Source organism: Pseudomonas sp. Marseille-Q7302, from assembly GCF_965111925.1.
In genome coordinates this window covers 166,678-178,977 of the sequence record NZ_CBCOPK010000001.1, presented here as the reverse complement: position 1 = coordinate 178,977, position 12,300 = coordinate 166,678, and the positions used below count along the sequence as shown (strand labels likewise).

Below are 12,300 nucleotides of genomic sequence, written 5' to 3'. Positions count from 1 at the left end.
GCCTTGCAATGGAGGCACCGGTTCAGCTCCCCCCTTCGGAGGCCCCATGTCCGCCGTCATGCCCCTGGAACAGCCCGCCGCCCTCAGCCTGAGAAACATCGGCAAGAAATACGCCGGCATCGAGGTGCTGGCGGGGGTAGACGTCGACATCCAGCCCGGTGAGGTCCTGGCCCTGCTCGGCGAGAACGGCGCCGGCAAGTCCACCCTGTCCTCCATCATCGCCGGCCTGGTACCTCCGGAAGCGGGTGGTCGCATGACCTGGCTGGGCCGGGACTACGCCCCGGATTCCCCCGGCGCCGCCCTGGCTGCTGGCATCGGCCTGATCCACCAGGAGATCCGCCTGCTGCCGGAGCTGACCATCGCCGAAAACATGTTCGTTGGCCGCCTGCCCATGCGCGGCGGCCGCATCGATCGCACCTTCATGGAGACCGAGGCCCAGCGGCAGCTGGATCGCCTGGGGCTGAAGGTACCCGCTACACGCACCGTGGCCGGCCTCAGCGTGGCCGCCCAGCAGCTGGTGGAAATCGCCAAGGCGCTGACCCTCAAGGCGCGCCTGCTGATCCTCGACGAACCCACCGCAGCGCTCGGCGGCGAAGAGACCGAACTGCTGTTCGCCCAAGTCGAGCGGCTCAAGGCCGAGGGCGTCTCCTTCATCTACATCAGCCATCGCCTGGAAGAAATCGCGCGGATCGCCGACCGGGTGCTGGTGTTGCGCGACGGGCGCCAGATCGCCCTGCACGCCACCGCCCAGGTACCGGTGCGGCAACTGGTGGAAGAGATGGTCGGGCGCAGCGTGGAGCGCATCTTTCCGGCCATGGCGGCGCCCGCCGCCCGCGAGGTGCTCCGGGTGAAAGGCCTGAGCTGCCGCGAAATGCCGCTCAAGGACATCGATTTCAGCGTGCGCGCCGGCGAGGTGTTCGGCGTGGCCGGGGTAGTCGGCGCCGGTCGTACCGAGCTGGTCCGCGCCATAGCCGGCGCCGCCGAACAGGTCACCGGCGAGCTGGCGCTGGAAGGCCAGACCTGCCGCTTCGCCTCGCCCTTCGACGCCATCCGCGCCGGCATCGTACTGGTCCCCGAGGATCGCAAGCAGCAGGGTGTGGTGGTCGACCATGCCATCGAGGAAAACCTCATCTATGGCAACACCGACCTGCTCTCCGGTGGTGGCTGGGTCTCTCCCAGCGGCCTGCGTGCCTTCGCCCGCAAGGCGGTGGCGCGCCTCGGTGTCAAGGGTCAGCCGGAGCAGGCCATCGCCGCCCTCTCCGGTGGCAACCAGCAAAAGGTGATCATCGCCAAGTGGCTGGCGCGCAATCCCAAGGTCTTCATCCTCGACGAACCCACCCGCGGCATCGACGTCGGCGCCCGGGCCGCCATCTACCAGGTGATCGCCGAACTGGCCGCCACTGGCATGGCGGTGATCGTGGTCAGCTCGGATCTGGACGAGGTACTCGGCCTGTCGCACCGGGTCATGGTGATGAGCCGTGGCCAGCAGATGGGCATTCTCGAACGTGAACAGGCCACACCCGTGGCCGTGATGGAACTGGCTACCGCCTGACTAGGAGTTCTCCATGCGTCTCTTCGATCTCGGCGGCCAGACCGCCTTCGTCACCGGTGCCGGCAGCGGCATCGGCCAGGCCATCGCCGTCGGGCTCGCCGAGGCCGGCGCCAACGTGGCCTGCTTCGACCTGCCCGGCAGCCGCGACCTTGCTGGCACCGTCGAGCGCATCCAGGCCCATGGCCGCCGCGCCCTGGCCCTGGAAGGCTCGGTGACCAGCGCCGCTGACCTGGAAGCCGCCGTGGCCCGCACCGAAGTCGAACTCGGCCCCCTGAGCCTGGCCGTCAACAGCGCCGGCATCGCCAACGCCCAAGCGGCCGAGGAACTGGAGCTGGAGCGCTGGCAGCGCATGCTCGACATCAACCTCACCGGTGTGATGCTCAGCTGCCAGGCCCAGGCGCGGGTCATGTTGCCGCGCGGCAAGGGTGCCATCGTCAACATCGCCTCCATGTCCGGCAGCATCGTCAACCGTGGCCTCTTGCAGGCCCATTACAACACCTCCAAGGCCGGGGTCATCCACCTGACCAAGAGCCTGGCCATGGAATGGGCCGAGCGCGGCATCCGGGTCAACTGCATCAGCCCCGGCTACACCGCCACCCCCATGAATACCCGTCCGGAGGTGGCCGACCAGGTCAAGATCTTCGAGCAGACCACCCCGCTGGGCCGCATGGCCGAGGTGGAAGAAATGGTCGGCCCAGCGATCTTCCTGTGCAGCCCTGCCGCGTCCTTCTGTACCGGCGTCGACCTGATCGTCGATGGCGGTTTCGTCTGCTGGTAACAACCTGCTGGCGATCACGCGCGCCGGATCGCCAGCCGCTCTAGGAGGTTTCACGTGGAACGTCGCTTCGCTGGTCAAACCGTAGTGATAACCGGCGGTTGCCGGGGCATCGGCGAGGGTATCGCCGAACGCTTCGGTCGTGAGGGTGCCAATCTGGTGCTGGTGTCCAATGCCGAGCGGGTGCATGAGACCGCTGCACGGCTGGTGGCCGATACCGGCGCCGAGGTCCTGCCGCTGGTGGTGGACATCACCGACGAGGCGGCGGTGGCCGACCTCTATGCCCAGGCCGAAGCCCGCTTCGGGCGCATCGACGTCTCGGTGCAAAACGCCGGCATCATTACCATCGATGCCTTCGACCGCATGCCGCGCGAGGACTTCGACCGCGTCCTGCAGGTCAACACCACCGGCGTCTGGCTGTGCTGCCGCGAAGCGGCCAAGCGCATGGTCGCCGCTGGCCATGGCGGGCGGCTGATCAACACCAGCTCCGGCCAGGGTCGCCAGGGCTTCATCTACACGCCTCACTATGCGGCGAGCAAGATGGGCGTCATTGGCATCACCCAGAGCCTGGCCCACGAACTGGCGCGCCATGGCATCACGGTCAATGCCTTCTGCCCAGGCATCATCGAAAGCGAGATGTGGGACTACAACGACCGGGTCTGGGGCGAGATCCTCTCCACCCCGGAAAAGCGCTATGGTCAGGGCGAACTGATGACCGAATGGGTCGGCAACATCCCCATGAAGCGCGCCGGTACCCCGGCCGACGTGGCCGGTCTGGTGGCCTTTCTGGCGTCGGCAGACGCGGCCTACATCACCGGCCAGGCCATCAATGTGGATGGTGGCTTGATCATGTCCTGAGCACCGGTTGATAGGGGCTACGGCCAGTCAAACAGCTCTTAAAGGCCGTTCGGATGCACCTTACCCTTCACAAACGCTGCCTCCTTGGGTCTTTTCATTCTGTTCGACACTCGCTCGCAAGCTAATGAGCAGGCCTGCGACGTTTCTCCAGCGCCTGGGCTGCAAAAGCCTTGGCGCTGAAGGGCAGGCTGAGCAAAAATAGCGGGAAAATGCGCCTTTCTAACAGGTACGTGCCTGCTTTTCGGTGGTTCGTCGCGACCCGAGGACCTCTCGGTTCGGGCCGGCAGCCGCGAGTGCGGCGTATCCGCTGGTACCGGGAATCTGGATGAGTAACCTCGAAGAACAACGCCTGCTGACCAAAATCGCCTCGCTCTACTATGAAGAAGGGCTCAAGCAGTCGCAGATCTCCGCTCAGCTCGACCTGTCGCAATCCTTCGTCAGCCGCGCCTTGAGTCGAGCGCTCAAGGAGGGCATCGTCCGTATCTCGGTACAGCGGCCGCGCAACTTCCATCTCGAACTGGAACGTCAGCTGCAGCAGCGCTACGGTATTCGCCAGGCTATCGTGGTTGAGCCCACTGGCGACGACGAAGAAGCCATCAAGCAGGCCATCGGCTCGGCCGCCGCCCACTACCTGGAAACCAGCGTCACCGAGCGCGACCATATCGGTATCTCCTCCTGGAGCTCCACGATCCGCGCCATGGTGGGCCACATGCACCGTGGCAGCAGTCGCCAGGGCGCGACCGAAGTGGTGCAGCTGCTGGGCGGTGTCGGCAACAAGGGCGCCTTCGAGGCCACCCTGCTGACCCAGCAGCTGGCCAATCTGCTGGGCTGTCCCGCCTATCTGCTGCCGTCGCAGAGCATCGAGCACTCACCGGAAAGTCGTCAGCGCATCCTGCAGCTGGACGAGGTTCGCGAGGTCACCGAGCGCTTCGCCCGACTTACCGTGGCCCTGGTCGGCATCGGCGAGCTGGAGCCCTCGCAGCTGCTACGCAACAGCGGCAACTACCATGGCGAAGCCATGCTGGAGGTGCTCGCCGCGCGGGGCGCCGTGGGCGACATCTGCCTGAGGTATTTTGACGCCCAGGGCCGCCCGGTGCTGGACGACAGCGAAGAAACCGTGGTCTCGGTGAGCCTGCCGCAGTTGCTGGAGATCGACCGCGTCGTCGGCCTCGCCGGCGGCCTGCGCAAGGTCAACGCCATCCGCGGCGCCCTGCAAGGCGGCTATCTGGATGTATTGGTGGTCGACTTGCGCACCGCACTGGCGCTGGTACCTTGATCCGCACACGTTACTGCCAGAATCAGGCATTCAGGCGCTAGATCCTGCCAAATACCCCTTGTAAAAAGGAAATATTTGGCAACATTCAGCGGGGGTTGCTCCGTAAGCTGTAGGACGACTGTTCTCTGGATAGCGTCCCATGCCTTCTGCTCAACCAGTTTTCACCAGCACCGCCGCCCTGCCCGGCGCTTCCCGAGCTGCCACCCTGTCGGCGCGCCTCGATCGCCTGCCGGCCACCCGCACGCTCTGGCGACTGGTCGCGCTCCTGTCCATCGGCGGCTTCTTCGAACTCTACGATCTGTTCCAGACCGCCTACATCAGCCCGGGTCTGCTGCGCGACGGCGTCTTTCACACCGGGGCCGCCGGGGTATTCGGCATCTCCGATCAGGCGGCCTTCGCCGCGGCTACCTTTCTCGGCCTGTTCGTCGGTGCCAGCCTGCTCAGCCCTATCGCCGACCGCTATGGGCGCCGGGCGATCTTTACCTGGGCACTGGTCGGCTACACCCTGGCGACCCTCGCCATGGGTCTGCAGACCACCGCCCTGGGGCTGATCGCCTTGCGCTTCGTGGTCGGCATCGGCCTGGGCCTGGAGCTGGTCACCATCGACGCCTATCTGTCGGAGCTGGTACCCAAGGCCATGCGTACCTCGGCCTTCGCGTTCGCCTTCGCCATCCAGTTCCTGTCAGTGCCGGCCGTGGCGCTGCTGTCCTGGTGGCTGGTGCCCCAGGCGCCACTGGGCATCTCCGGCTGGCGCTGGGTGGTGCTGTCCAGCGCCCTCTTCGCCCTGTTCATCTGGTGGCTGCGCCAGCGTCTGCCCGAATCGCCACGCTGGCTGGCGCAACAGGGGCGGCTGGATGAAGCCGAGCACGGCGTGGAGCGCCTGGAAGCCGCCTGCCAGGCCGATAGCGGCCAGCCACTGCCGCCGCCTGCAGAGGTAGTGGAAGAACGAGCGGTAAGCGCCCGCTTCGCCGCCCTCTGGCAGCCACCCTATCGGCGGCGGGTGGTGATGCTGATCGTCTTCAACCTGTTTCAGGCCATTGGCTTCTTCGGCTTCGGCAACTGGCTGCCGGCGCTGCTCTCCGGCCAGGGCGTGAGCCTGACCCACAGCCTGGGCTACGCCTTCGTCATCACCCTCGCCTATCCGCTGGGGCCGCTGCTGTTCGTGCGCATCGCCAATCGCTTCGAGAACAAGTGGCAGATCGTCGGTTCCGCCCTGGGCACCGTGGTGTTCGGTGGCCTGTTCGCCCTGCAGCAGGGCGCCCTGGGGCTGATCCTCTGCGGCGTGGGCATCACCTTCTGCAACGCCTGGCTGACCTTCGCCTTCCACTCCTACCAGGCCGAGCTGTTTCCCACCGCCATCCGCGCCCGGGCGGTGGGCTTCTGCTATTCCTTCAGCCGGTTGTCCACAGTGTTCAGCAGCCTGCTGATCGGCGCCCTGCTGGAGCGCCTGGGCACGCCGGGCGTGCTGGCCTTCATCGTCGCCAGCATGCTGATCGTGGTGCTGACCATTGGCCTGTTCGGCCCGCGCACCCGCAACCGGGCACTGGAGGACATCGCCCGCTAGAGCGCATTGGGGCAGGCGCGCCCGTCGAGGAAGTCAGCCAGGTTGCCGAGAGTGACCAGGGCGATCTCGCGCAGGGCCTCGGCGGTGAAGAAGCCCTGGTGACCGGTGATCAGTACATTGGGAAAGGTCATCAGGCGCACGAAGAGATCATCGTCGATGTAGTCATGGGAGCGATCCTGGAAGAACAGCTCGCTCTCCTGCTCGTAGACGTCAATGGCCAGCCCGCCCAGCTGCCGGCGCTTGAGCGCCTGGATCACCGCCTCGGTGTCGATCAGGGCGCCCCGCGAGGTATTGATCAGTACCGCCCCGGGCTTCATCCGCGCCAGGGCCACGGCGTCGATCAGGTAGCGGGTACTCTCCAGCAACGGGCAATGCAGGCTGATGACATCCGCCTCATTCAGCAGGGCGTCCAGCGCTACGGCATCGCCATAGGCAGCGAAAGCGGCCGGCGGCTGCGGATCATGGCCCAGTACCCGGCAGCCCAGGCCATGGAAGATACGCGCCGTGGCCAGGCCGATCTGGCCGAGGCCGACCAGCCCTACGGTCTTGCCATTCAGGGTGCTGCCGAGCAGGCCGTCCAGCGCGAAATTGCCCTCTCGTACCCGGTTGTAGGCACGGTGGGTCTTGCGGTTGAGGGTCATCAGCAGCGCCAGGGCGTGTTCGGCCACGGCTTCGGGCGAATAGGCCGGCACCCGGGCCACGAACAGACCGAGGCGGCGCGCCGCAGCCAGGTCCAGGTTGTTGTAGCCGGCGCAGCGCAGCAGCACGGCCCGTACGCCCAGGCCCTGGAGGGCTTCCAGCACGGCGGCGTCGAGGCAGTCGTTGACGAAGACGCACACCGCCTGGCTGCCTTCGGCCAGGATCGCGGTGGACAGCGACAGGGCGACCGGCTGGTGGACCAGGGTCACGTCCCGCCCTGCCAGGCGCTCCCGGGCGACCGCCTCCAGGGAGTCGCGGTCGTAGGGCTGGGCACTGAAGACGGTCAGGCGCATCGCGGGTACCTCTATTCGGCCAGGAGTGCCCTCAAGTATGGCCGACGCACGCCTGGCGGTCAGAGACGGAATTGCCGCACCGCGCCATTCAGCTCACCGGCCAGGCGGGCCAGGTCGGTGCTGGCAGTAGCGGTCTGGCTGGCCCCTGCGGCGTTCTGGGTGGACAGGTCGCGAATGCTGGTGAGGTTGCGATCCACCTCGCGGGCCACCTGGGCCTGCTCTTCGGTGGCGGCGGAGATGCTCAGGTTGCGTTCGGTGATCTGCACGATGTGACGGCCGATCTCGGCCAGGGCCTCGCCAGCGGCGGCAGCCACCTCCAGGCAGGCAGCGGCCTGCTGATTGCTGGTGGCCATGGCGTCCACCGCCTTGCCCGCGCCGCCCTGGATGGCGCCGATCATGTCTTCGATCTCGCCGGTGGACTGCTGGGTACGGGCCGCCAGGGCCCGCACCTCGTCGGCCACCACGGCAAAGCCACGGCCTGCCTCGCCCGCGCGGGCGGCTTCGATGGCGGCGTTGAGCGCCAGCAGATTGGTCTGCTCGGCGATGCCGCGGATGACGTCGAGCACCCCGCTGATGCGCTGCACCTGAGCGGCCAGGCCATCGATCTCGCCGCTGCTGGAGGCCACGGCCGTGTGTAGGGCGTGGATGGTGGTCAGGGTCTCCTCGACCCGGCGCTGCCCCAGATCGGCGGAGCTGCGGCTATCCTGCGCAGCGACGCTGGCGGCAGAGGCATTGCGCGCCACCTCCTCTACGGCGGTGGTCATCTGGTTGACCGCGGTGGCGGCCTGGGCCAGTTCATCGTTCTGCCGCTGAATGCCGCGCAGGCCGGTCTCGGTGACTGCCGACATCTCCTCGGAAGTGGATGCCAGGGTGTTGGACGACAGGGTCAGCCGCTCCAGGGTCCCGCGCAGGTTGTCCTGCATCCGCGCCATGGCGGCGAGCAGCCGTCCGGGTTCGTCGCGCCCGTCCTGCTCCACCGACCGGCTGAGGTCGTTGGCAGCGATCCGCTCAGCCACCGCCAGGGCTTTTTCCAGCGGCCCGGTGAGGCTGCGGGTGAAACGCCAGGCCAGCAGCAGGGTGCCAGCCAGGGCTGCCAGCATCACGGCCACAGTAATGGCGATGGTGGTGCGATAGGTGGCCATGGAGGCGGCAGCCAGGCGCGTGACCTTGCCATCGACCAGACCGGCGAGCTCGTTGACGGTGGCGCTCAGGGCGTTGCCGCTGTGGGCCATCTCGCCGTCCTGGCCACTGAGCTTGAGCAGCTCGGTGTCATTCTGGTCGTCCAGTGCCTTCAGGTAGCGGGCCTGGTTGTTCAGGTAGGTGGCCAGCTGGCTGGTCATGCGGCTATAGACCTCACGTCCCCGGTCGGTGAGCAGCAGGCCTTCGAATTGACGCACATGCTTTTCCAGGGCGGCCTTGGCCGTCTCGATATTCTGGTGCACGGCCTGGGTCTCAGCCTGGGAGCTGGCCAGCATCAACGCCTGGTTGTGCATGCGCAGACTCAGTAGATCGGCGCGAATCTCGCCGATGGTCTGGACGCTGGGAATCACGTTGCCGACGATCTGCTCCTCGCCCTCCTTGATGACACGATTCTGACCGAGGGAAAACAGGCCGAGGCCGATCACCAGCAAGGCGAAGAAGCCAAAGGCGACCAGGGCGCGCGGGGCGATGTTGAGGGAGCGTAGCTTCAACGGAGACACCTCAAAAGATGATTAGCCCCCTCATGATCGGCCGAACGGCGCCAGGCTTTAGGGTTCGCTGGCGCCTGGCGGACGATTTACCTCCTGCTCCTGTCCCACATCGCTCAACAGTGTCTGCGCCAGGCGTTTCGCGCCGGCCACATCGGCCTTGCCGGTGCCCAGTTTCGGCAGGCTGTCCACCGCCAGCCAGACCGAGGGCAACAGCAGTCCACCCACCCCCTGGGCCAGCAGGACCTTCTCTATCGCGGCGCCGTCCAGCTCACCGGTGTGCAGCACCACGATGCGCTCACCCTTCCTGGCATCGGGCAGATTGACCGCCAGCAGCTCGATCTCCGGATCGGCCACCGCCTTGGCCAGGGCCTGCTCCACGGCGCCCAGGCTGACCATCTCGCCGCCGATCTTGGCGAAGCGCGAATAGCGATCGACGATGGTGAGAAAGCCATCTTCATCCAGCCGGCCCTGGTCGCCCGTCACGTACCAGCGCTCGCCGTCGATTTCACGGATGGCCCTGGCGGTGCGTTCGGGATCGTTCAGATAGCCCTGCATCAGCTGCGGCCCGCCGATCAGCACCATGCCGGCCTCGCCAGTGGGCAATTCGGCGAAGGTCTGGGGATCGACGATCTTGAGCCCGGTTCCTGGCAGGGGCATGCCCACGGTGCCGAGCTTGCCGCCGCGCTGCACCTGCAGATAGCTAACGTCCAGGGCATCGGGCAGGTTGACCGAGGCCACCGGGGCGGTCTCGGTAGCGCCGTACCCCTCGTAGATGTCCTGATTGAACTTGAGCTTGAAGGCCTCGCGTACCGCCGGATCCAGCCGCTCGGCCCCGGCCACCACGATGCGCAGGCTCTCCAGCATCAGCGGATGCACCTTGGCGTTGCGCACGAACAGTCGCAGGAAGGTGGAGGTGCCGCAAAGCACCGTGGCGCGGTGGGTCGCCACCGCCTTGGCGATGCCGGCCACGTCGGTCGGATCGGCCTGGCAGGCCACCGGCAGCCCTTCGATCAGCGGCAGGAACTGGGTCACGGTGAGACCGAAGGCGTGGAACAGCGGCAGCGACGCCATGAAGACGTCGTCGTCCTGGGTGTTGAGCACGTCCGAGGTCTGCTTGAGGTTGGCCATGATGTTTCTATGGCTGAGCATCACCCCCTTGGGCGTGCCCTCGCTGCCACTGGAGAAGAGGATGGCGGCGGTGGCCTCGGGGTCATGGGCGCGGCTCACCAGCACCTGCAGCATGGCGGTGGGCAGCAGCCGCACCGCCAGCCAGTTCGCCAGCAACTCGGCCTTGCCGATACCGGCGCGAAGCTCCTCCAGATCCACCACCTCACGTCCACTGAGCAACTCATCCACCGGCAGGCCGCGTTTCTTCAGGCGTTCGAGAAACCGCTTGGAGGTGTAGACGGTACGGATACCGGCCTGATCCAGCCCGGAGCGCAGCGCCTCGGGCGTGGCGGTGTAATTGAGGTTGACCAGCGTCTTGCCAGCCAGCAGCACCGCCATGTTGGCCAGCATGCCGCCGCTGCTGGTCGGCAGCAGCAGGCCAAGATTGGCCTCGGGGCGCTTGCGCATCCGCCGCGCCAGGCAGGCGGCGCCGGTGAGCGCCTGGGCGGCCTTGAGCGGCGCCCCCAGGTCGTCCACCAGGGCCAGGCCGTTGGGTCGCCGCTTGACACTGGCGACCCAGGCGTCGGCCAGCGACGGCAGGCCCTGCATATAGCGCTCCCAGGAGCGGATCGACAATTCGAAGATGCGGCGCTTGAGCACATCGGCCGGGGTGTCCTTGGGCAGCGCCCTGCCGAAGGCCACCACCACCTCGCGGTGCAACGGGCTGTCGCGCAGCTCCTTGAGCTTGCTCGAAGAACGCGAGAACTGGCTGCCCCAGAGGCCGCGCAGGTAGAAGGGCACGATCTGCACCTCCGGGCCGACCCGCTCGCAAGCCTTTTCGTAGCCACGGCGGAATTCGCCGAGCTGGCCGGTACGGCTGATGGCGCCTTCGGGGAACAGGCAGACCACCTCCCCCGCACTCAGCAGGCCAGCCACCTGTTCCAGCGCCGCGCCGGCGCCGCTGCCCTGGGCGATGGGCAGGCACCCCATCGCCTTGAGGAAGGGCTTCAGGTACCAGCGCTCATAGATCGACCTGAGCATCACGAAGCGCACCGGCCGCGGACTGGCGATCTGCACCATGGCCCAGTCGACCCAGCTGATGTGGTTGCCCAACAGCAGCACCCCGCCCTGCGCCGGCAGGTTCTGCAGCCCCTGGACCTGGATGCGGTAGTGACGGGTGACCATCAGGCCGAGCAGGAAGCGCACCAGACTCTGGGGCAGCTTCCACACCGTGTAGGCCCCGCCGATCATGGCCACGGCCGCGATCAGCAGGAGCAGCCAGCGACTGTCCAGGCCGAGCAGGGCAATCACCGCGGTGAGTACCAGAAAGCTCAGCATGGCCACGTTCTGCACCCAGTTGTTGGCGGCCAGCACGGTACCGAGCTGGTCTTCGCGGGCATGGAACTGGATCAGGGCATTGAGCGGAACGATGAACAGGCCGCCCATCAGGCCGATGAAGACGAAATTGAGCGCATGCACCAGGGCCGAACTGGGCGCCGGCAGCCACCACAGGCCAAGGGCGATGCCCAGGGCGCCCACCGGGATCAGCCCGGTCTCGATGCGCCCGCGCGAGGCCCGGCTGGCCAGGGACGAGCCGATGGCGATGCCGATCCCGGCACAGGCCAGGATGCCCTGCAACAGCAGCACGTTGTCGATGCCCAGGTGATCCTTGGCATAGGCCGGAAAGCTCGCCAGCAGCACCTGGCCCACCGACCAGAACACCGCCAGGCCGATGATCGACAGGCGGATCACCGGATTCTCGCCGATCACCGCCAGGTTGCGTCGGGCACTGCGCAGCCGCACATAGGCGTGCCAGTCGAACGGCTGCCGCGCCTTGGGTTCTTCCAGCAGCGGCAGACGATAGAGCAGCGCCACCTCGGCCAGGCTGCAAAGCACCAGCAGCCAGCCTAGCGGGGCGATGTCCTGCAGGATGGCGTGGGGCGTGGTGTGGTCTTCGCCCAGGTGCAGCTGGAAGAAAGCGGTGAAGACCACGGTGCCGGCCAGGATGGCGATGATGGAATTGGCCTGCACCAGGCCGTTGCCCTCGGCCAGCCGCTGCTTGCCGAACAGCGCCTTGATATAGCCGTACTTGGCCGGCGAATAGAAGGTCGCCTGGATGGCCAGCAAGAGCGTCATGGCGAAGGCCAGTTCGAACAGCCCGGCGTAATAGGCCAGGGTGATGCCGAGGGTAATGGCCACCGCCGCCCAACCGCCGAGGCGCAACACCCTGACCTTGGCGAAGCGATCGGCCACATGGCCGGAGGGACTGAACAGCAGGATGAAGGGCAACAGCATCATGCCGTTGACCAGGGCGGTCAGCACCACCTGGGTGGAACCGTCATAGACCTTAAACACGGTGTTCTGGATGACGATCTTGTGGCCAAGATCGACGAAGGCGTTGAGAAAGACGGCGATCAGGTAGGGCCAAGCCCCCTTGATCCGGTGCAGCTTGTCCATGCGGAGTCTCTTTCGAGCAGGGGAATCC

The 12,300-nt window shown here is 66.6% G+C and carries 7 protein-coding genes and 2 pseudogenes; 5 read left to right on the top strand and 4 right to left on the bottom strand.

The annotated features are described in order from the left end of the window. The first annotated feature begins 46 nt into the window (after positions 1-46). The 5 genes from ACWPW1_RS00855 to ACWPW1_RS00835 all read left to right on the top strand — a co-directional run bounded on the left by ACWPW1_RS00855 (position 47) and on the right by ACWPW1_RS00835 (position 6,025). Positions 47-1,552, top strand: coding sequence for a sugar ABC transporter ATP-binding protein (locus tag ACWPW1_RS00855; protein WP_271653517.1), 1,506 nt, complete (start codon positions 47-49; stop codon positions 1,550-1,552). Positions 1,553-1,565: 13 nt separating this feature from the next. Then, positions 1,566-2,330: an SDR family oxidoreductase gene (locus ACWPW1_RS00850; RefSeq protein WP_271653516.1), complete on the top strand. Its 765-nt coding sequence runs from the start codon at positions 1,566-1,568 to the stop codon at positions 2,328-2,330. 54 nt (positions 2,331-2,384) lie between these two features. Then, a complete protein-coding gene (locus ACWPW1_RS00845; RefSeq protein ID WP_271653515.1) occupies positions 2,385-3,185 on the top strand; it encodes an SDR family oxidoreductase in 801 nt (266 codons plus the stop codon). Between the two features lie 325 nt (positions 3,186-3,510). After that, positions 3,511-4,461 (top strand): sugar-binding transcriptional regulator, encoded by a 951-nt coding sequence (locus ACWPW1_RS00840; protein ID WP_059313056.1) that lies wholly within the window; start codon positions 3,511-3,513, stop codon positions 4,459-4,461. 139 nt (positions 4,462-4,600) lie between these two features. Further along, positions 4,601-6,025 carry an MFS transporter gene (locus ACWPW1_RS00835; RefSeq protein ID WP_313649272.1) on the top strand — a complete coding sequence of 475 codons (1,425 nt, stop codon included), beginning with the start codon at positions 4,601-4,603 and terminating at the stop codon, positions 6,023-6,025. Here ACWPW1_RS00835 and ACWPW1_RS00830 read toward each other — a convergent pair. From ACWPW1_RS00830 to ACWPW1_RS00815, 4 genes and pseudogenes are all read right to left on the bottom strand, one after another. After that, a complete protein-coding gene (locus ACWPW1_RS00830) occupies positions 6,022-7,017 on the bottom strand; it encodes a 2-hydroxyacid dehydrogenase (protein ID WP_454252283.1) in 996 nt (331 codons plus the stop codon). The genes ACWPW1_RS00835 and ACWPW1_RS00830 overlap by 4 nt on opposite strands. 59 nt (positions 7,018-7,076) lie before the next feature. Beyond that, positions 7,077-7,670: pseudogene (locus tag ACWPW1_RS00825) on the bottom strand (methyl-accepting chemotaxis protein); the annotation flags it as partial. A gap of 312 nt (positions 7,671-7,982) precedes the next feature. Beyond that, a pseudogene (locus tag ACWPW1_RS00820) lies at positions 7,983-8,642 on the bottom strand (MCP four helix bundle domain-containing protein); the annotation flags it as partial. A gap of 123 nt (positions 8,643-8,765) precedes the next feature. Next, positions 8,766-12,272 carry an acyl-[ACP]--phospholipid O-acyltransferase gene (locus tag ACWPW1_RS00815; protein ID WP_434775392.1) on the bottom strand — a complete coding sequence of 1,169 codons (3,507 nt, stop codon included), beginning with the start codon at positions 12,270-12,272 and terminating at the stop codon, positions 8,766-8,768. Between the last annotated feature and the right edge of the window lie 28 nt (positions 12,273-12,300).